Consider the following 21528-nt stretch of genomic DNA (forward strand, 5'->3'; position numbering starts at 1 on the left):
TCGGTCACCAGCCCGACGCCGTGTAGACGACGGCGGTGTCGCCCTCGGGCCCCCAGGCCAGCTCGCGCAGCAGGCTCATGGTGCCCTCGTCGGGGTCGATGAGCTGGATGCCGCGGCCCGCGTAGTGCCGCATCAGCTCGGGGGTGACCATGCCGTGGTTGCCGTCGCCGGTCGGCGCCCATGGACCCCAGTGGACGGTCAGTCCGCGGCGGCCGGTACCGGAGTCCGCCCAGCGCGCGCCGAGGGTCTCCAGGGCGTCGTTGGCGGCTGCGTAGTCGGACTGGCCGCGGTTGCCGAGGGTCGCGGCGATGCTGCCGAACAGCACGGTGAACCGGGGGCCCTCCCCGTCCGGCAACTCGCCCAGCGCGGCCAGCAGTTCGCGTGCCCCGTCGACCTTCGTACGGAACACCCGGTCGTACGACCGCGGGCTCTTCTCGGCGATCAGCCTGTCCTCGATCACGCCCGCCGCGTACACGACGCCGTCGAGTCTGCCGTGCTCGGCGTGGATCTCCTTCACCGCCCGGCGCACGGCGTCGCCGTCCAGCGCGTCCACGGCGCGGTAGCGCACCTCGGAGCCGAGCGCGGCGAGTCTGCGCAGGGTGGCGCGCACCTCGCGTTCGGCCCGGATCCGGCCGATCGCCCGCTCGATCTCGGCGGGGACGCGCAGCCCGCCCGCGATGAGCGCGCTCCTCAGTTCACCGGCGGTGCCCGCGGCGGCGAGCGCGGGGTCCTCCGCGCCCTCGGGCAGGGCGGTGCGGCCGAACAGTTCGATCCGGCAGCGGCTCGCTGCGGCCAGGGTCGCGGCGAACCGTGCGGTGATCCCCCGGGCGCCGCCCACCAGCAGGACGACCGAATCGGCGTCCAGGCCGAGCGCGGCGGCCTCGGCGGCACCGTCCCCGGCCGGCCCCGCGCCCGTGCTGCCGAGCAGACCGAGCCCCTCCTCGGCCATGCGCAGTCCGCGCCGTGTGCCGGGGGAGCGCAGGACGACCGGCTCGTGGTCGGGCGCGGTGAGCTCGGCGATCAGCTCCGCGGCGGTGTTCTCGGGCGAGGTGCCGGGCGTGTGCTCGACGACCCGGGCGACCGTGTCGGGGTACTCCCGCGCGAGGGACCGGAAGAAGCCGCGCAGCCCGGGGGAGGCGCCCGCGGCCAGCACCCAGCGCGGGTTGCCCGCCAGCACCCGCTGGTAGGCCGGGAAGACGTCCGGCAGGACGGGCGGGGCGTCCGGCGCGACGAGGTGCACGATCCCGTCGAACGCTCCCTCGGCCGGAGGTTCCTCGGCCGTCACCGCGTGGGCGCCGTGCACGGTCAGGCGGGCGGTCAGCGCCTCGGCGACCGGTCCGGAACCGAGCAGCAGGAAACTGCGGCCGATCAGCAGGTCACTGGAGGGCGCCGGATCGGCGGGGGCGAGGTCGAACTCCCGCATCACGAGACGCTTCGGCGCCACGACGACGGGTTCGGGGACGGCCGGCTCGGCGTCCGGGCTCGCGGGGTCGGCCGCCCCGTCCCGGGCGCCCGCCACCAGCGCGGCGATGCTCGCGGCGGTACGGGCCTTGGTCAGCTCTTCCATGTCGGTGTCGCCGGTCGTGGTGAGGCCGAGGCGGGTGGCCAGTTCGCCGGCTATCTCGGCTCTCTTGATGGAGTCGACGCTGAGGTCGGCTTCGAGGTCGAGGTCGGGTTCGATCATGTCGACGGGGTAGCCGGTGCGTTCGCCGATCACGTCGAGGACGAGGGCGAGGACGGACTCGGCGGTCGGGGCGGTCCCTTCGGCGGGGACGGAAGCGGGCGCCGGGGTGGCTCCCGGGCCGGTCGCCCGCTCGACCAGCGCGGCGATGCTCGCGGCGGTACGGGCCTTGGTCAGCTCTTCCATGTCGGTGTCGCCGGTCGTGGTGAGGCCTAGGCGGGTGGCCAGTTCGCCGGCTATCTCGGCTCTCTTGATGGAGTCGACGCTGAGGTCGGCTTCGAGGTCGAGGTCGGGTTCGATCATGTCGACGGGGTAGCCCGTCCGCTCGCCGATGACATCGAGCACGACGGACAGCACCGAGCGGCCGACGGACACGGGGTCCCCGGCCGGGGTCGGAGCTGCGACGGGAGCGGCGGCGGCAACCGGGGCGGGAGCGGCGGGCAGCGCGGTCACCGTGACCGGGGCGTCGGTGTACGTGATCGGGGCGGGGGATGCGGGACGTATCCCCGGATCCGCTCCCAGGTACCCCAGCATCACATCCCGCTGCGCCGCGATCATCTCCCGGCTCGTGCGCAGGAACTCGCTGATCAGGGCCTCGGATCCGGTGGCCGCCGCCACTGGTCCGACCGGGCTGCTGTGGGTCACGAGGGCCTCCGGGACGCGTTCGGCGGGGTGGAGTGCGGCGGCGGGGATCACGCCGTCCGCTGTACGGATCAGATGGCCGTCGACCGTCCACGCGGCGCGCCTGGGACGCGGGGCGCGGGCGTCGGCGGGGACCGCGTCCCGGCCCTGGAAGAGCCACGAGGTCCTGATGTCCGCACCCGCGACGGCCAGTTGGGCGAGCGCGGCGAGGAGCCCGGCGAGACCGGTGCGCCGGCCGTCCTCCAGGGCGACCGCGCGGTGCGGCCGGTCGCCGAGGACCGCGCCCACCAGCCGGGTCAGCACCGAGCCGGGTCCGGCCTCGACGAAGACCCGGGCCCCGGCCTCGTACATCGCCTCGATCTGGTCGGCGAACCGGACCGGGGAGCCGATCTGCGCGGCGAGTTCGGCCCGGATCTCCTCGGGGCCCCGCGGATAGCGGGTGGCCGTACGGTTCGACCAGACCGGAAAGTCGGTCGGAGCGAACGGGACTTCGGCGAGCACCTCGGCGAAGGCCTCGCCCGCCGCCGCGACCAGTGGGCTGTGGAACGCGCAGGCGACCGGGATGCGCTTGGCGCCGAGCCCCTGGGCACGCAGTCGCTCGACGGCGGTGAGGACGTCCTCGGTGGGTCCCGAAATGACCGTCTGAAGGGGCGAGTTGCGGTTCGCCGTCACCACCGAGTCGGCCAGGCCTGCGGCGGTGAGGGCCGCCGTGACCTCCGGCTCGCCGGCGGCGACGGCGGCCATGGTGCCGGGGTCGCCCTCGCCGGTGGCGCGCAGGATGGCGGCGGCGCGTTCGCGGCTGGCGCGCAGCAGGGCGCCGGGGGTGAGGGCGCCCGCCGCGGCCAGCGCGGCCAGTTCTCCGTAGCTGTGGCCCGCGGCCATCGCCGGGCGCACCCCCGCCCTGGCCAGGAGCTGGAACGCGGCGAGCCCGGTCAGGCCGAGCGCGGGCTGCGCGACGATGGTGTCGGTGATGCGCTCCTGCTGCTCCTTGCGGCCCGTCTCGTCGAAGGCGGTCGGCGGGAAGAGGACGCGCGCCGTCGTCTCGTCGAGCCGCAGGTGGCGCTGGAGTTCGGGGAAGGCGACGAAGAGTTCGGCGAACATCCCGGGCCGCTGACTGCCCTGGCCGGGGAAGAGCAGTGCCACGTCACCCGTCTCGTCGTCGGCCGTGAACAGGCCTTCCTTCGGGGCGTGTTCACCGGCGACCGCGCGGCGCAGCAGCGCCGTCAGCTCCTCGGTCGACCCGGCGACGAGGGCGATCCAGGTCCGGGCGCTGTGGGCGCTATGGGTGCTTGCGGTGCTTGCCGTGGCTCCAGTGCTCCGGGTGCCCCGGGTGGTGGCGGCTTCGGCGCGCCGGGACGCGGCGAGCGCGAAGTCCCGCAGCCGCCACGGCTCGTACGGTCCGGGATCCGCCTCCACGAGGGCGAGCAGTTCGGAGGCGGCCCGTACCGCCGCCGCCCGGTCCGCGCCCCGGAACGTGAAGAGCTCGGCGGGCCAGTGCTGGGCCGAGGTGACCGGCGGCGGGCCGTCCTCGTAGGCCCGCAGGACTACGTGGAAGTTGGTGCCGCCGAAGCCGAAGGCGCTGACCCCGGCCACCCGTTCGGCCGGGGCGGCGGACCAGGGGCGGGCCTCGGTGTGGAAGGCGAACGGACTGCTCCGCGCGTCCCAGGCCGGGTTCGGCTCGGTGAGGTGCAGGGTCGGCGGCTTCACGCCGGTGTGCAGGGCGAGCGAGGTCTTGATCAGTCCGGCGAGTCCGGCCGCGCACTTGGTGTGCCCGATCTGCGACTTGACCGAGCCGAGCGCGCACGCGCCGGGCGAAGCCCCGGCCTCCTCGAACACCCGCGTGAGGGAGCCGAGTTCGGTGCGGTCGCCGACGACGGTGCCGGTGCCGTGCGCCTCGACGAGCCCGACCTCGGCGGGCGAGATACCCGCGTTGCGGTAGGCCCGGGTCAGCGCGTTGTACTGGCCCTCGGGCCGGGGCGCGGTCAGGCCGAGCGCCCGGCCGTCGCTGGCGCTGCCGACGCCCTTGATCACCGCGTACACCCGGTCGCCGTCCCGCTCGGCGTCCGCGAGCCGCTTGAGGACGACACAGCCGACGCCCTCGCCGAGCGCGATGCCGTCGGCCGCGCTGTCGAAGGGCGCGGAGCGGCCGGAGGGCGAGAGGGCGTGCGCGGAGGCGAAGAGCAGATAGTCGTTGATCCCGTTGTGCAGGTCGGCGCCGCCGCACAGCACCAGGTCGCTCGTCCCGCTCGCCAGTTCCTTGCACGCCACGTCGACGGCGGTGAGGGAGGAGGCGCAGGCGGCGTCCACGGTGTAGTTGGCGCCGCCGAGGTCGAGGCGGTTGGCGATCCGGCCCGCGATGACGTTGGCGAGGATGCCGGGGAAGGAGTCCTCGGTGAGCTTGGGCAGCCGCTCGTCCAGCGCGGGCGGCAGGCTCCCCAGGTAGGCGGGCAGGACGGAGCGCAGGGTCATCGCGTTGGACAGGTCGCTGCCCGCCTCCGCGCCGAACACGACCGACGCGCGGGCCCGGTCGAAGGCCCGGCTGCCGTAGCCGGAGTCCTCCAGGGCGCGGCGCGCCGCCTCCAGGGCGAGCAGCTGTACCGGCTCGATGGCGGGCAGCGAGGCGGGCGGAATGCCGTACCGCAGCGGCTCGAAGGGGATCTCCGGGAGGAAGCCTCCCCAGCGGGACGGGGTCTTCTCCCCGGCGCCCCGCGGGTCGTGGTAGAGCTCGGCGTCCCAGCGGGTCGCGGGCACCTCGGTGACGGCGTCCTCGCCCGCCAGCACGTTCGCCCAGAAGGTGGCGAGGTCGGGGGCGCCGGGAAACATGCAGGCCATGCCGACGATCGCGATGTCCAGCGGTTCGGGAGAGGGTTCCGCGGCGGGTTCCCCGATGCCGAGGGCCTCCCGCCGCGCCGCCAGGAAGCGGGCCGCGCCACTGGTGACCGAGGCGTGCAGCTCGGCGACGGTGGTGACGGCGGAGCGCAGCACGGCGACCTCGCCGGCCATGAACATGCCCTCGGCGAGCTGTCTGTCCTCGCTGACCGCGCTCAGCCCGCCGTCGACCCGCTCGATGCCCTTGCTGGCCAGCCGCAGCCGCCCCACGTTGAGCTGCTCCAGCTGCTCCCAGGCCTCGCGGCCGGGTGTCCCGCGGGCGGCCAGGTCTTCCTTGACCGCGGCGAACTCGTCGGTGAACGGGCTGTGGACACAGCGGGTGGCGTGTCCGGGAGCGGTCTCCAGGAGGTCGGTGCGCTCGGCGTCGATCACCTGCCTCTGGAACAGGGGCAGCACCGCGCCCGCGTTCACGGCCTCCTCGGTGAACAGGTAGGCCGTGCCCATCAGCACGCCCACGGCGGCGCCCCGCGCGCTCAGCGGCGCGGCGAGCGCGGTGACCATGGCGGCGGAGCGTTCGTCGTGCACCCCGCCCGCGAAGAACAGTTGCAGTTCGGCGGCGGCGGCGTTCTTCGCGCTCGCCAGGAAGTCGTCGAGCACGCCGAGCTGCGCCTCCCACAGCGGGAAGCTGCCCCGCGGTCCGACGTGACCGCCGCACTCGGCGCCCTCGAAGACGAACTTGCGCGCGCCCGCTTCCAGGAACTGCTTCAGCAGCCCCGGCGACGGCACGTGCAGGAAGGTGGAGATGCCCACCTCCTCCAGTGCGGCGGCCTGCGCGGGACGCCCGCCCGCGATGATCGCGTGGGACGGGCGGATCTCCCGTACGACCTCCAGCTGGGCGGCCTTGATCTCCTCGGCGGCGAAGCCGAGGACGCCGACGCCCCAGGGTGCGTCGCCGAGCGCGGCCCTGGTCTGTTCCAGTACGGCGCGGGTCCGGTCGGCGCCGGACAGCGCGAGCGCGATGAAGGGCAGCCCGCCGTGGTTGCCGACCTCGGCGGCGAACGCGGCCTGGTCGCTCACCCGGGTCATCGGCCCCTGGGCGACGGGCAGTTCGCTTCCGAAGGGCCGGCCGCCCGTGCCGTCGGGGCCGAGCGAGGAACCCGCGCTCTTCGCCGAGTCGAGACCGGGACCCGCGCTCTTCGCCGAGTCGAGACCGGGACCCGCGCTCTTCAACGCGTCGAGGACGGCGTCCCGTACGCCCCGTACCGCCGCGTGCACGGTGCCCCAGCGCTCCTGGAAACGGGCGGCGAGAAAGCCGTCCTGACCGATCTCGGGGGCGGGCGTGCCCTCGTGGGCCCCCCGGCGCCGTACGACTCGGCGACCGTCCTCCACGGTGGTCTCGGAGCCGTCGAGCCCGGCGAGCAGTGCGGAGGTCCCGGCGGGCAGTTCGGCCTCGGCCTCGGCGAGCAGGGCGAGCTGGGTGTCCAGGACGACACCGGCGCCGCCGCCCGCGACGACGGCCGCCGCGGTGTGCGGGCCCGCGCCGCCGCAGGCCCAGACCGGAAGGTCCAACCCGTCTTCGGTGAGGAGTTGTTGGAGCAGTACGAAGGTGCTCAGTTCACCCACAGGGCCGCCCGCCTCGTGGCCCCGGGCGATCAGCCCGTGCGCCCCGGCCGCGCCGGCTCGTAACGCCTGCGCGCGGCCGGTCACCTCGACGAGCACGCGGTGGCTCGGGAAGTCGGCGGGCGTGCAGGAGGCGTCGGCGGTGAGCAGGACGGTGTGGACACAGGCGGGGAGGTCCCGCGCGGGAAAGGCATCGTTGTCGCGGAGCCGTACGCCGAAACCGGCGGCCGACCATTCGTCGGCCAGCGCGAGTTCCGCCGCCGCCCGGCGCCCACCCGCGGTGAGGTCGAGTACCCCGAGACCGCCCGCCCGTACGGCGGCCGCGGTGACCCGTGCCGAGGGGACGGCGAACGGGTTCAGGGCGATGACGATGTCCTCTACGGCAAACAGGCCGGAAGTAGCGAAATTCGGCACAGGCACGCGAACGCTCCAAGTCGCACGAGGGTGAGGATTGGTGGGGGAGAGCGGAGAGCGCTAGCGCTTCACAGCAAGCCGACAGCCGATGTGAAGCACGCTCATGCTTATTGCGCATCCACGTGAAAGTCAAACTCTCAAGGAGGCTGCCATTACCGGACGTAACACGGTCGACACAGCCACCGTTGAGCCAGGTGCGAACCGGCAACACAGGCCTTGTCCGGGGGAGTTGACGGAGTCGGCGGCCGCTGGTCGGGTCGCTCCGCGTCCCCGATTCGGCCTGCGGCAATGCCTGCTGACGCAGTGTCGAACACGGGGTCCGCTTCGATCTTGTGGAAACGAACTGTTTCCCCCGCTGTAAATTGAAACTTTTATTAGTTCCCCTCTTCATAATCAAAATTCACGTGGGGTGGAAGGGTGGGATTTCGGCGCTTGAGGGTGAATGGCCACGATTCGTACTCGCCGGTAAGTTGGCTCATTTCAGCAGCACGGCCCGGCCGCGGGAGCGGCCGGGCCGTGGCTGGATCCAAAGGTGAGCGGGTAGTCGTAGTGCCGGAGGTAGCGGCCGGCGCCGCGGTACGACTCGAACGAGACACCGGAGGCCGAGCTCCGATCGGAAGCTATCCGGCCACGGGAAGCCCCGCCGTACGGAAGACCCTGCGTTCGGCGTCGACCGCGAACACCTCGCAGTCGGCCCTCGCGGCGGCCCACTCGACGCCCTCCGCGCCCATCGCGAACGCCGCCGTCGCCGTCGCGTCCGCCTCGGTCAGTGACGGGGCCACGACGGTCATGCTGAGCAGGCCGGTGGCCGGGCGGCCGGTGCGCCCGTCGAGGATGTGGTCCCCGCGTTCGTAGCGCGCGGAGGTCGCCACCGCGCCGTCGGTGATCTCCAGCACCGCGCACAGCCGGTCGGCCCGCTCGGGATGGCGTACGCCCACCCGCCAGGGACCGCCCGCGGCCACCACGTCACCACCGGCGTTCAGCCAGAACCGGGAAGTCCCCCGGCCGGTGAGCAGGTCCGCGGCCCGCTGCACCGACCAGCCCTTCACCATCGCGCAGGGATCCAGGCCGCGCCCGGGCAACCGCACGTCGAACGCGCCGCCGGTCGCGACCCGGTACGCCTCGCACAGTCCGAGGACCTCGGTCAGGTCCGGGCTGGTGAAGGCGCCGTAGGGGCCCTCGGCGAAGACCCGCGTGCCCACCTTCAGGTGCCGCAGGGCCGCGGTGCCGTCACCGGCCGTCTTCACGGTCAGCCGCAGCCGGTCGCCGTCCGGGGCGGCCGACAGGGAGAACGGGTTCGCCTGCCACCAGCGGTCCTTGGTCAAAAAGCGCCACAGGAAGAACTGCCCCGCCCGCGCGGGCAGCAGGTCGAGGTCGCTCCCGGTGACGTAGACCGAGACGACGTTGTCGGACTCGGGGACGACGGCCGAGACCCGCAGCTGGTGGCGCAGGTTCCGCCACACCGGAAGGACCACCCGGCCCAGGAACACCGAACCGAGCGCCACGCCCCACAGGCCCCACCAGTAGGCGGTGGCCGCGGACGAGGTGGTGAACGTGGTGCCCACCGCGACCTGGTGCGTGAAGGCCAGCACCACCGCCACATACGTGTAGAGGTGGATGAAGTGCCAGGTCTCGTAGGCCAGTCGGCGCCGCGCGAAGCGCGCCGACACCCCGCCGATCGCGAGGATCAGGGCCAGTGCGACGATCGCCCGCAGCACGCCCTCGGTCGTCGTGGCCAGCTCCACCAGCTCGTCCCAGAAGGACGCCGACGCCACCCCGGCATAGCCGAGGGTGATGAACAGCGCGTGCGACAGCAGCGTCCACAGCAGGCCGAAGCCGACCCAGCGGTGCCAGGAGGTCAGCCGGTCCATGCCGATCCGGTGGTCGAGCCACGGCAGGCGGGCGACCAGCAGCAGCTGGAAGGCCATCAGGAGCGCCCCGTACAGGCCCGCCAGCCGGCCGAGCATGATCAGGGTGTCCGAGCCTGGCCCGGCCCGGAGGAAGAACACGGTCACGACGGCCGCGTTCACGGCCAGCAGGGCGTACAGCCCGGTGCGGGCCACCACCTTCGGGCGTATCGCCGTCGGGGGCGGCTGGACACGTTCGGCAGTGGTCACGGAGGGCAGCTCCTCGTTCGGGTGTGGGGACACCGAGCCTGCCCGGTGGGAACTGTCGTTTTCCTGTTGCTCAACTTTCAAGTTTTTATCGATGTGGATCGGAGACGTCGGCGGCTATGGCGTCGATGGCCACGTCACGCACTATGAGCAGGTGGAAAAAGTGCGCCTCCTGGTCGTGGACGACGACCCTCCCATCGCCGACCTCGTCGCGACGGTCGCCCGCTACGAGGGCTGGGAGGCGATGACCGCGTACTCCGGCGAGGACGCGCTGCGCCGGGCCGCCGAGTTCCACCCCGACATCGTGGTCCTCGACCTGATGCTGCCCGGCCTCGACGGGTTCGCCGTCCTCGACCGGCTGCGCCGGTCCGGGACGATGGTGCCCGTCGTCTTCCTCACCGCCCGCGACGGCGTCGCGGACCGGGTCGCGGGCCTCACCCGCGGCGGCGACGACTACCTCGTCAAACCGTTCGCCGTGGAAGAGCTCATGGCGCGGCTGCGGACCGTCCTGCGGCGCGCCGCGGGCCCCGGCTTCCAGCGCTCCGTGCTCCAGGTCGCCGACCTGACGATGGACGAGGACACCCATGAGGTGCGGCGCGCCGACCGGCTGCTCACCCTCACCCCGACCGAGTACGAGGTCCTGCGCTACCTCATGCGCAAGTCGCCGACCGTCCTGACCAAGGCCCAGATCCTCGACCACGTGTGGGAGTACGGCTTCGGCGGCCGCTCCAACGTCGTGGAACTCGTCGTCAGCCGGCTGCGCCGCAAGCTCGACGGCAACGGTGAGGCCGACAGCGGCGAGTCGCTCATCCACACCGTGCGCGGCGTCGGGTACGTGGTGCGGCAGGTCGCCGAGTGAGCAGCCCCGGGACCGGCGGCGCGCTCGGCCGCCTGCGGGGCGCCTACCGCCGGACACGCCTGGGCACCCGGCTGGCCCTCGGCATCGGCGTGCTGTCCCTCATCGTGTTCGCCGTCGTCGGCACGGCCCTGACGACGTACATGAAGGACTACCTGGAACGTCAGCTCGGCGAACAGATGAAGGTCGTCCAGGTCACCCAGTCCAAGGACGCCCAGGCGCACGGCACCGTCCAGCGGCGACCGTACTACGGCTGGTTCACCGCCGTGTACGACGTCAAGGGCCATACGGCGGTCCTGCGCAAGCCTGCCGACGTCCCCGCCGACACCGCCGAACTCACCGCCGTCGCCCAGGCGTTGCCGGACGGAGGCGACGCGCACCTGCTGCGCACCGCGCACATCGCGGGGGAGGGCACGTACAAGCTGCGCGCCTGCGAGGTCGACCCCGGGGTCGTCCTCGTCACCGCGGCGCCCATGCGGGACATGCGGGCCACCGTGCGGCAGCTGATCACGGTCCAGGTCGTCACCTTCGCGCTCGCCCTGCTCGGGCTCGTCGTGCTCGGCCGGACCGTACTGCGGCGCGGGCTGAAGCCCTTCAGCGACATGGCCCACACCGCCCGCGGCATCACCTCGCACAACCTCACCGGCTCGGCGCGGCTGGAGGTGCGGGCCGGGGGCGGGCGCGGCGGACCCGAGGTCGAGGAACTGCGCACCGCGTTCAACACCATGCTGGAGCACATCGACGACGCGCTCGCCGTCCGCACCGAGGCCGAACAGCGACTGCGCCGGTTCGTCGCGGACGCCTCGCACGAGCTGCGTACGCCTCTGATGTCGGTACGCGGCTACGCGGACCTCTTCCAGTACGCCGCCGCCAACGAGCCCGAGGAACGCGAGAAGCACCTGGCCCGGCTGCGCGCCGAGGCCGCCAGGATGGGCGTACTCCTCGACGACCTGCTCCTCCTCGCCCGCCTGGACGCCGCCGAGGTGGAAACACCGCTGCGGCTGGAGGACGCGGACCTGACGGAACTGGCGCGGGAGGCCGCGGACGCCTTCCGCGCCGGGCGAGGGGAGCACGTGCTGTCCGTGACGGCCGGCCCCGGCCCGGTACGCCTGCGCCTGGATCCCCTGCGCATCCGGCAGGTCCTCGACAACCTGCTCACCAACGCCGCCGTGCACACCCCGGCGGGGACGAAGGTGTGTCTGGAGGTGTCGGCCACGGGGGCGGGGCAGCCGGGGCGCGTCGGCTCGTCCGGTACGGCGGTCGTGCGGGTCTGCGACTCCGGGCCCGGGATCCCGGCCGCCGACCAGGAACGGGTCTTCGACCGGTTCTACCGCGTGGACAAGGCCCGCAGCCGTGACCGCGGCGGCAGCGGGCTGGGCCTCGCGGTCGCCCGCTCACTGGTTCGGGCACACGGCGGCACCATCGAGGTGACCAGCCGCCCCGGCTCGACGGCGTTCACGATCCGTCTCCCCCTTCCACCCGCGCTCCTCTGAGGCCGGCACGCCCCCGGGTGTAGTTCGCGCGCACGGCGTCGCGGTCAGCCCGGCGACCGGCTTCTGCCGGGACACTGAGCGGTTGAGACACCGAGGGTCGGCGTGCTTCCCTCAGGTGCTACACGCTTCCGAGTGACAGGGCGCTTGACGCCCCGTCAAGTCAAATGTTGTTGAGTTAGGTTGGCAGGTGGACCTGAGCCGCTGTTGGGTGCCTGGGGCATGTTCGGGCGACGTGGTCCGGGTCCATCAGGCAGGAGAAGGGAAATGTTGTGCGGGACCTGGTACCAACGCTGGACCGTGTCCGGACGGCGGACGGGCGGCTGTTGCGGGTCGAGTGCTCGGGGGATCCCTGCGGGCGGCCGGTCTTTCTGCTCCATGGCATGCCCGGCAGCCGTGTCGGGCCTCGGCCTCGGTCCATGTTCCTTTACCAGCGAGGGACCCTGCTGATCAGCTACGACCGCCCGGGATACGGGGGATCCGACCGCAGGCCGGGCCGCCGGGTGGTGGACGTCGCGGAGGATGTGACCGCGGTCGCCGACGCCCTGGGCCTGGACCGATTCGCGGTCGTGGGCCGCTCCGGCGGCGCCCCGCACGCGCTGGCCTGCGCGGCAGTGCTGCCTGATCGGGTGACCCGGGCGGCCGCACTCGTCACACTCGCACCGCGTGACGCCGAGGGGCTCGACTGGTTCGCGGGGATGGCAGCCTCCAATATCGACGAGTTCCGCACCGCGTTCACCGACCCCGATCGCTTCGTGGCACGGCTCATTCCACGATCCGCGGCCATCCGTTCCGACCCCGCGCGATTGTTGGAGGAACTGCGCGAGGACCTGACCGACGACGACCGGTCCATCGTCTCCGACAACGGGATCCGTTCGATGTTGATGCGCAACTACCAAGAGGCGCTGCGGACTTCACCGTACGGTTGGATCGACGACGCCCTCGCCCTGACCGGGACCTGGGGATTCGACCCGGCCGAGATCCGTGTGCCAGTACTGCTGTGGCACGGTGCGAAGGACGCCTTCTCCCCTGCCTCACACTCGTCCTGGCTCGCCGACCGCATCCCTCGATCCACTTCCATCGTCGAGCCGTCTGCGGCCCACTTCGGGGCCCTGCGCGCTCTGCCGAACGTGCTGAGCTGGCTGTTGGCGGACACCGCTCTGCCCCAGACACCTCCGCTCTGACACCCTTCCGGCAGATGCCGACGGCCTTCCGGCAGATGCCGACGGCAGCATCGCCCGTGTCCGCGGGAGCTCACACCGTCAACGGTTCCAAGTCCCGGTAGTACCGCTGCCCATGACTTACCACCTGTGTGATCCCCTTCTCCTCACCCAGCTGCCTCCCTTGTCGCAGCAGTTCCGTCAGCGTCTCGTCTCGCAAGCGCTGCGACTCCTGCGTACGGCCGAGTGACTGCAAGGTCAGCGCAGAGTTACTGATGACGGCCAGGGCTTCGGGGTGCTGAGCGCCGAGGACGACGCGGAGGCTGTCCGCAGCCTGGCTTTCCAGGACCCGGGCCTCTTCCGAGCGTCCTCGTTCGGCGAGGAAGTTGGCGTAGTTGGCATGGCAGAAGAGGGTGTACGGGTGCCGGTCGCCGAGCGTCTCCCCCATACGCGCCGTCACCCGCAGGAACACCGTCTCGGCCTCGTCCGCGTCCCCGCAGGCCCAGTGGTAGATGCCGAGGTTGTTGAGCGCGGCCTGAGCATGCGGGTGATTCTCGCCCGGCACCTTCATGTACTCGGCCAGCGCCTCCTGGGCCACCCGGCGCGCCTCCTCCCGGTCGTCGGCGGCATAGAGGTCGGCCGCCAAGTTCAGGTCACAGGAGAGAGAGTCAGGGGTGGGTTGCGCGTACTGGGCCCGGTACTGGGCGCAGGTCGACGTCGTCAAGCGGTACGCGTCCTCGAACCGGCCGGCCCGGCGCAGGGATACGGCGAGGGACTTGGCGCAACTGAGCGTGCCGGGAAAATCCTTCCCGAAGACGCGCTTGTAGGCTTCGTACGCGCGCGAGAGGAGCACCACGGAGTCGGAGTAGCGGCCTACTTCACGCAGATCGCGGCCGAGGCGGGAGGCCGAGGCCAGGGTGTAGGGGTGCTCGGGGCCGAGGACCTCCGTACGACGGTTGTAGGTGTCCTGGTCGGTGTCGCGGGCCTCGCCGTAGCGGCCGACCATGCGCAGTGCCAGCGCCAGGTTGTTGGCGGCGCTGAGCGTGCGCCAGTGGGACTCGTGGAAGATCTGGCTGAATCCGTCGTGCGCCTCCTTGGCGAGATCGACTGCGTTCCGGTATTCGCCGAGTGCCGAGAGGTCGCTGGAGAGGCCGGAAGTGGTGATGTACGTGTGGGGGTGCGAGGGGCCGAGGACGCGGCGCTGGCGCTCCAGCAAGTCCATGTCGATCGCCCGGGACTCCTCGTAACGCCCCTGGGAGCGCAGCACGTTGGCCAACTGACTGCGCAGGTACAGATACTGCACGTTGTCCTCGCCGAGAACCGGCTCCCAGTGCTTCAGCAGCTCCTCCGCCAACCGCTGCGCGCTGGGGAAATCACCCCGCTTCCACAGATAGCGGACGCGGTCGATGAGGAGGCGGCGGGGCTCGGTTTTGGCGGAGTCGCGGGCGCCGGAGGCCTGCAAATGGGGCCAGATGGCGCCGAAGAGTGGCCAGGTCTCGGGGTTGTCGATGGGTTCGTCACCGTCGGGGCGGGCACCCGCGAGGATCTCATGAATGACGTGCCGTGCCTGCTGCTGCTCCTCCTCGGTCAGCTGGGCGCGGATGACCGCCTGCACCAGCCGGTGCACCTGGATGCTGTTGCTGACCTGGTCGACCTTGGCCAGGGCGAACCTGGAGATCTCGCGGATGACTCGGCCGAGCAGCAGGCGCTCCTGGAGCGACGGGTCGACCTTCTTCAGCTCGTCGATCATCTCCTTGCTGTAAAGCAGTCTGGAGGAGATCGGCTCGGGGGCCATGAAAGCGCACAGTTGCAGCAGCCGCACAGAGGCGGGAGATCGCTCGTTGAGCTGGGCGATGGAGATGTTCCAGGTCGCGGCCACCGTCGTCGGGTAGTCGGCGGGCCGGCTGAGGTCCAGCACCTCGGTGGTCTGTTCGGCCAGCCGCCGCAAGTACTCCTCGATCGGGGTGGCCGTCTCGGCGAGCCACGCGGCCGCCTGTGCCACGGCCAGCGGCAGGTCTCCAACCGCCTGCGCCACCCTGTCGGCCTCCTCCGTGGTCAGACCGGGGGCGCGCCTGGAGAGGTGCTCGACGCTCTCCTGGCGCGGGAACACGTCGATAGGCAGGGACAGGGCCTGGTGAGCCCAGGCCTGGTTGCGCGAGGTGACGAGGATGTGCCCACCCCCGCTGGCCGGGAAGTGGCGGATGAGGTCTTCGGGGTTGTCGGCGTTGTCGAAGACGAGGATCCAGCGTTTGGTCGGTACACCCCGGGCCAGCATCTGCACGGCCTCCTGGCTGGCCAGCGCCATGTCGTCACCGGCGGGCGCGCCGATCCGCACGCCGAGTTCGGCCAGCGAGGCAAGAACGCTGTCGCCGTGCTCGGCGTTGATCCACCACACCACGTCGTAATCGGCCATGAACCTGTGCACGTACTCAAGCGCCACCTGGGTCTTGCCGACGCCGCCGAGCCCGGACAGGGCCTGAGGCTGCGGCAGGACGACGGACATGCCGCCAAGGAGCTGTTCGCGCAGCTGGTCGAGAATGAGGCTCCGGCCGGTGAACGCGGGGTTGCGTTGGGGTGCGTTCCACACCGTCGGCGTGCTCGCGGGGAAGCGGGGGCCCGCCGAGCCGCCGTCCACGGGCTGCGTCGACAGCTTCAGGGCGCGCAGCAGACCTCTGACACACTGGGCCTCGTCCAGCTGGTGCAGGTTCACCGGGTTGTGATCCAGGTAGGAGTTGGGCAACCGGACCTCATCGACACGCACGGGGACCATGGCCCGGTGGGTGACGTCCGGAGTGACGCGGCTGAGGGCACGCCAGACGGCGTCCGCGTGAAGCGACTTCTGGAAGGCGTTGGACAACAGCACGAGTGTGTGCGTCGTAGCGCTCGACGGCTCCACCGGGCCGGTCGACGCGTCCAGCAGGGAGACCTCACAACCGGACCGTTTGAGGAGCCACTCCACCCACTCCGCCCAGATGCGGTTCTCCGCGACGTACACGATGGAGACCACCGCCGCCGTGGTCGGTGGCCGTCGCCGGGTGAACGCGTCCACACAGCGCTGCCGCACCGCATCGGGCACCGGTGGCAGCTTGGTGACCTCGCCGTCGGAGACCACAGCGGTGAGTCGCTCGAAGGCGGACAACAGGGAGTTCGCGACACCGCTCCTGTCGCCGAAGGTCGCGAGCGTCTCCTCGTACGCGTAGTACGGCCGGTAGGGAATTTCGACGTTCCCCCAATAGGCGCTCAGTTCCTCGACGCTCATGTCCTCGCCGCCGAGGGCCTTGGGCAACCCCTTGAACTTCAGCCGGGCCAGCGCTCGCCCCGCGTCGACCTTTTCCTTCTCGCCCTCGTCGATACGCATGGGAACCGGCAGTACCTGGATGCGGCGCTTGCGGTATCCCTGCGCCACGCTGTGCGCGACCGCGGCTGCCCCGTCCAGCGACTGGTCGCTGAGCGTGAAGCAGGTGACAAGGACATCAGGCATCTGAATGGTGCAGATGTCCGCGTTGTCCGTCAGGCCGGTGCGGCTGTCGATGAGGACGTAGTCGTACGACGCCTTCATGTTGTCTCGAAGCGCGTCCAGGAACAGGCCGCCGCCCAGGCGTTCGTAGAAGTTGTCCCACTCGAACGACGAGACGGTCGCCGAGTACTCGCGGTTCTGCTGCCCCGCGGACAGGAAGTCGAGTGAGCCGCCGTTAGGGAAGGGCAGCCCCAGGCGTTCGGGTGTGAGGGATACGGCATGCTCTTCCACCTGCGCGTAGTCGAGGTGCCAGGGGCCGCTGCGACGCATGCCGGTGGTCGCGGCCCACGAGTAGTCGGCGATGATGTCGATCACGCCGTGGGTGGCCGCGAGCGTGTTGGGATCCAGGAACGGGTGGAAGAAGCGGTGCAGACCCGGCGCCTCCAGGTCCCAGTCGACGGCCAGGACCCGGTTGCCGTTGGCGGCGAGGATCCACGCTGTGTTCGCCAGAGCCATCGTGCGGCCCGTACCACCCTTGTAGGAGTAGAAGGTGACGATGCGTCCGCCCTGCCGCGCCTTCATGCTTCTCCTCCGTTGCCGGACCCGGGTTCGGGATGGGGCGGGTAGATGGGGCCCGTGAGTCGTGGCCGGGGCACGTACGGGCCAGGGGGCGGATGAGCTTCCGCGTGCCTGAGGTACTGCCGGGTCGTGTGCGCCACGACCGCCGGCAGTACGTCGGTGAACGCCTGCAACGTGGGCACGCCGTTGACAGCCAGCCGACTGTTGGTGCGGCGGCCCCGCTCCAGGATGATCGGCAGGGTGCGCTCCAGCTCGGCCGCGAGTTGTCTGCCCTCTTCGCTGTGGCACTGCAGGTCGGTGCGGTTCCAGGGGACGACCGCACTGACCCAGGGCCGGGCGTTCGCGTCGAACTCCTTGAGTCTGCGACGCCGTTCCTCGTCCAGGATGGCCCAGCGGTCGACCAGCAGGATTCCGGGCCGGTTCGGCGCCTTGTCATCGTCCGAGTGCGCGTCGGGGTCGATCGGGGAGCCGTCGCCGGTGTCCGGATCGTCGTCGAAGTCGGACACGGTGATCCGGTAGTCCAGCGACCGGATCAGCTCCTCGGCCACCGCGGGCAGCGGGCGCGTCGACTCGCCGTGGTACGGGTTCCAGTCCTGGGCGCTCTCGCCGTACGGGCGGGCGTCCCGGTGATCCGGGACGGTGCCCATGGTGGGTGCCGCGACGGTCAGGTGGATACGGCGGGGCCCCTCCCCGCGAGGCTTGAACGCGCTGGGTGTGGACTCGTACCCGCGAGGCCGGCTCGACGGCAGTGGCGATTCCTGTGCGACCCGCACGATCCGCTGGGCGAGGGCCAGTACGGTCTCCTCGTACTCGTCCCTCAGCCGGTTGAGCTTGATCAGCCCGTAGATCCCGTGGTCCAGATAGCGCTCCCCGAACGAGGCGTGGTCGATCTGGAGGTGCCTGACGGAATAGGGAAACTGGTCGCGGCTGACATGAACCCACAGCGCGGGGACGATCGCGGTCACCGCCCTGCCACTCGTGGCCCGCGCCCGGAGAACCCGTTCGTTGAACGCGTACCACTCGCGCCCGCACGACTCACTGGTGAAGTAGCGTGGCGAGAACAGCGGCACGAACACCCGGCAGGTCGCGAGATTCTCACTGAGCCGCTCCGGCCAGCTCTGCCCGGAGCGCATCTCCCGGTCCATGAAACCCGCAGGTGACCCCGGGGGGAGATCGGTGAGTGCCATGACGTGGTTGCACAGATCGGTGAACAGCACATGCACCCAGTGGTCCGGGTCACCGCGGTCCGGCCCCCAGGACGGTGTGTGCGCGTAGCTCAGGAAGAAGTACGGCCGGTTGTCCGAACCTCGTTCAGGTACGTCCACGCGCCCCCCATGCCTGGTGATGTCCTCGGGCAACACCGACGGCGTCATCTGGCCGGAATCAACACTCTGCCCGACCGTCGGCCCCGGAGGGGCGCTCGATTCACGTCATTCTCTGGCGATATGCAGACATCTCGACTTGGACTGCGTCGACAGTGTCCCGCATTCCGCAGAGGACCACCACTCTTTCCGCGACTTCCGCTTCTGAGAGAAGCGCACGTGGTAGGAGCGCCCCGATCGCTGCGAAGTCGCTGTCGTCGAGCGTCGCATCCTCGTAGGAGATCCAGTTACCTCTACTGCCCACCACGCAGCGGTACGTCCGGGTCGGCGGGGGTGGTGTCATCCGGTACTCGGCGAGATGGAACGCAGTGCAGGACTCGAAACCCACGCGGAACAGAAGGATTTGGGCATCGGCGTCGAACAGTCTCGCCAGCGGAGATCGCTCACCGAGATGGCAGTACGGGTCGTGGCCGACGAGTAACTCGGCGGCCCTGGGGCCGAGCCCGGCGAACGACGTCTGCGGGTGCGCGCTGCGGACTGCGGAAGGTGTCGTTCGTACGCACTCGGCGAGTGCGCCGACCGCCGGGCAGGGAGTGAAAGCTGGCTCGAACGGTGGCATCGCGGCCCGGACCTCCTCCTGCTCTCGTTCCGTCATCCCCGCGGTCAGGGCGCGGTGGGCGCGGGAGGTGTCGGAGTTCTCCGGCGTGAAGGCGGGTACGACGAGTGTGCCGTCGGGACCGAGAGTCTCCAGGAGGGCGTCGCGTACGGAGGCGGGGCTCAGACCGGTCCCGCTCAAGGACGCGTGCACCAACAGGACACCGCCCCGCCGGACGCCCAACCGGCGGAGTACCTGGCTCAGCCGGTTGCCGTCAGTCACGGAGTCGCCTCCACTCCGTGCGTAGTTCCTCGGCCAAGTAGGCGCCGCTTTCGGTGAGCTCGCGCTCGGGGAGGGCGGCCAGTTCGCCAAGGGCGCGGCCCGCCCGTTCCAGTGCCTCCGTAGTCTTCGGGGACCGGGGCGCGGCTTCGCCGAGTTGCTCACTTGCCTCGTCGAGCAGTTGCCCGGCCCGGTTGCCCGGCACGTTCAGGTCCGCGACCTCGCGCAATGCGCTGAGCCTCGACCTGCGCGCCAGGCGGGGCAGCTCGCGCGCGAACTCCTCCGGCTCGAAATCGACGGCCACGCCCAGTGCGCCGATGCCGTGTCCGCCGAGCCGCAGTCCGCTGCCCGCCGTGAGCGGGGTGATCGTGGTGATGACGCGAGCGTCGCTGTCCTCCCGCCATCCAGGTCGACGCGCGGCAAGTAACTCGAATGCTGTCCGCAGCCGCTTGTGGAAGGCCCTCGAGGCGCCGGGACTCAGCGGTGGCGTGACCGGCACGGAGTAGCAGTCGCGATACGGATCGGCGTCGTCGACGAGGAGAGGTGGCCCGTTCTCGAAGTCCAGTGCCTTCAAGGGCCGCCATTCGGCGGCTCTTTCGTCGTCGGGGGAGTCCAGGTTGCGCACCTGGAAGCCGTCCGGGGTCATCGTGAACCCGATACGCCCGGGCCGCAGCCGTATGGTCCCCAGCGTCGGGAGGTGCACGACCGCGTCCGGCTGGTTCCAGGCGAGGTCCACCGTGACGTGGGCGCTCACCGCCGCAGCCGCGGCTGTCGCCATGAAGCGGGGGAGGTCGACAGGGCCGTTCCAGGAGCGATGCAGCGAGGGACGGAGATATGGGTGGGAGAGAATCGCGTCGAGGTGCGGAGCGGTGGTCTCGTCGGAGTCCAGGCGGAGAAACAGCCGCCAGGACGCGTCCCAGTCCGCATGCCCGGCGAGATGCGCGTTCACGCGGGCCAGCAGAGTGCGGTCCAACTCCAGTTGCGCCAAGCCGAGTTCGTCGACTCCGGTGACCGCCGGCGCCAGTGAGCGCTCGGTGATCCGCTCGGCCACCCCTTCGACAAAGGCGCGCAGGTCTGCGCAGAAGACGGACGGATTGTCGAAGCCGCGCAGGCTGCTGTACCGGTGGGCGTAGAGCCCACCGCCACAGGACTCGACGACCGGGCACTGGCGGCACGTCTCACTGAGCCCTGCCAGGCCCAGCCCGCGGGCGCGGAGGCCCGGGTGTCCGGCGAACTCCTCGAAGCTGTGCCGGAAGACGTCGTAGCCGGTGGCTGCGGCGCCGTCGTACGCCGTCTTCAGCGAGTCGGCCTGCTCGAACGTGCCGTCGGTTTCGACAACCGCGAGGTCGGAGGGGGCGAGCCCCATGGCCTCGGTCAGACTGGGGCCGCCGCGCAGGGTGCTGAGGACCGACTCGAAGGTCCTGACCGGCATGGGGCGCCCCTGTTCCTCCCACCGGTCGAAGACCTTGAGGAGCCAGGCCGCGTATGGAGTGGATGCCTGCGTATGTCCGGGAGGCGGCGTGTCCCAGGTGGAATGCGGAAGCAGGTAGTCGATGCGCGGCGGACCGAGGGCGGTCAGCGCGTCGTGCACCACAATCGGATCATTGGCCACGTCCACGGTGCACAACAGCCCCCCGTAGAGATGTCGGTACTCCGGGAGGCGAAGGAGTTCGAGCCCGCGCAGCACTCGGTCGTAACTGCTGCGCCCCTGGCGGTCGAGCCGGTGACGGTCATTCGCAACCCGGTCTCCATCGATCGAAACCCCGACCTTGACATCGAATTCCTTGAAGATGTCCAGATACTCTCTGTTCAATCGCACGCCGTTGGTGTGAATGCGCAGATCGAGTGCCGTGATCGGGGCGAGAGCCTGGGAGAGTTCCGTGCAGATGAGCCGGATGCGCTCCGGAGCCGCGAGAAGGGGTTCGCCGCCGTGCAGGATGACTGCGACGGAGTCGAGTTTTCGCGCCGCGACGTATTCGGTGAGGCGCTGAGAAACCCGAACGAGTGTTTCCTCGGAGATCAGGGCAGGTCGCCCCTGCCAGCTCTGGTCCGCGTGTTCATACACATAGCAGTGGTCGCAAGCCAAATCGCATCTGCTGTGGATTTTGAGAACCAGTTGTTGAATCGTGAGATCCGTCACTCGCCGCAGCTTACGCTCCAAGACCAGGCTGGGGCGGCGGGTGGCGGCCCCAACCTCCCTCCGCATGTGGTGCATTGGGGTGTCCATGCGGGCAGGGTCACAGGGCGGAGTCAAAGGTGATCGGTTTGACCGGACGCTTCCCCGGAAGGTCCGTCACTCGCCCGGCGGTCCGAACGGTGGTGGTTTCGCGAGTGTCGATCGCCGAAAGAGACGCTGCTTTCTTGCGGGCCGGCTGAATGAAGGGAGATACGCGGGCGGTGGTCGTAACCGGGAGATTCATCTCTATTGCTTCACCTTGGTTGGGGGGCGTGGTCCCGTTTGACCGAGAGGGCTGGATTCCGGCTCAGGAG

The 21528-nt window shown here is 70.7% G+C and carries 9 protein-coding genes; 3 read left to right on the top strand and 6 right to left on the bottom strand.

Going from position 1 to position 21528, the window contains the following annotated elements; translation table 11 throughout:
- Positions 1–4: 4 nt before the first annotated feature.
- Together ACIQTP_RS14370 and ACIQTP_RS14375 are read right to left on the bottom strand one after the other, a co-directional pair.
- Positions 5–7192: an SDR family NAD(P)-dependent oxidoreductase gene (locus tag ACIQTP_RS14370; RefSeq protein WP_403399704.1), complete on the bottom strand. Its 7188-nt coding sequence runs from the start codon at positions 7190–7192 to the stop codon at positions 5–7.
- A 614-nt stretch (positions 7193–7806) separates the two neighbouring features.
- The gene (locus ACIQTP_RS14375) at positions 7807–9303 is read right to left on the bottom strand and encodes an FAD:protein FMN transferase (RefSeq protein ID WP_403399706.1); all 1497 of its coding nucleotides are present in this window, start codon (positions 9301–9303) and stop codon (positions 7807–7809) included.
- A 91-nt stretch (positions 9304–9394) separates the two neighbouring features.
- Here ACIQTP_RS14375 and ACIQTP_RS14380 point away from each other — a divergent pair, with 91 nt between their 5' ends.
- The 3 genes from ACIQTP_RS14380 to ACIQTP_RS14390 all read left to right on the top strand — a co-directional run bounded on the left by ACIQTP_RS14380 (position 9395) and on the right by ACIQTP_RS14390 (position 12830).
- Positions 9395–10159 carry a response regulator transcription factor gene (locus tag ACIQTP_RS14380; protein WP_403399707.1) on the top strand — a complete coding sequence of 255 codons (765 nt, stop codon included), beginning with the start codon at positions 9395–9397 and terminating at the stop codon, positions 10157–10159.
- Complete coding sequence (locus ACIQTP_RS14385; RefSeq protein ID WP_403399709.1) at positions 10156–11649, top strand: sensor histidine kinase; 1494 nt, start codon at positions 10156–10158, stop codon at positions 11647–11649. The genes ACIQTP_RS14380 and ACIQTP_RS14385 overlap by 4 nt, the downstream gene beginning before the upstream one ends.
- A 269-nt stretch (positions 11650–11918) precedes the next feature.
- Positions 11919–12830: an alpha/beta fold hydrolase gene (locus tag ACIQTP_RS14390; RefSeq protein ID WP_403399711.1), complete on the top strand. Its 912-nt coding sequence runs from the start codon at positions 11919–11921 to the stop codon at positions 12828–12830.
- A 70-nt stretch (positions 12831–12900) separates the two neighbouring features.
- On the opposite strand, the gene fxsT is transcribed toward ACIQTP_RS14390, so the two are convergent.
- From fxsT to fxsBH, 4 genes are all read right to left on the bottom strand, one after another.
- Positions 12901–16845 carry an FxSxx-COOH system tetratricopeptide repeat protein gene (fxsT, locus tag ACIQTP_RS14395; RefSeq protein ID WP_403399713.1) on the bottom strand — a complete coding sequence of 1315 codons (3945 nt, stop codon included), beginning with the start codon at positions 16843–16845 and terminating at the stop codon, positions 12901–12903.
- Complete coding sequence (locus ACIQTP_RS14400; protein WP_403399715.1) at positions 16842–18167, bottom strand: TIR-like protein FxsC; 1326 nt, start codon at positions 18165–18167, stop codon at positions 16842–16844. The genes fxsT and ACIQTP_RS14400 overlap by 4 nt, the downstream gene beginning before the upstream one ends.
- Before the next feature lie 100 nt (positions 18168–18267).
- Positions 18268–19041 (bottom strand): AAC(3) family N-acetyltransferase, encoded by a 774-nt coding sequence (locus tag ACIQTP_RS14405; RefSeq protein ID WP_403399717.1) that lies wholly within the window; start codon positions 19039–19041, stop codon positions 18268–18270.
- Entirely contained in the window at positions 19034–21178 is a 2145-nt protein-coding gene (gene fxsBH / locus ACIQTP_RS14410) for a radical SAM/SPASM protein FxsBH, inactivated beta-hydroxylase extension form (RefSeq protein WP_403399719.1), read from the bottom strand. Before fxsBH ends, ACIQTP_RS14405 begins: the two co-directional genes overlap by 8 nt.
- Between the last annotated feature and the right edge of the window lie 350 nt (positions 21179–21528).

Source organism: Streptomyces sp. NPDC090798 (assembly GCF_044768965.1).
Taxonomy (GTDB): domain Bacteria; phylum Actinomycetota; class Actinomycetes; order Streptomycetales; family Streptomycetaceae; genus Streptomyces.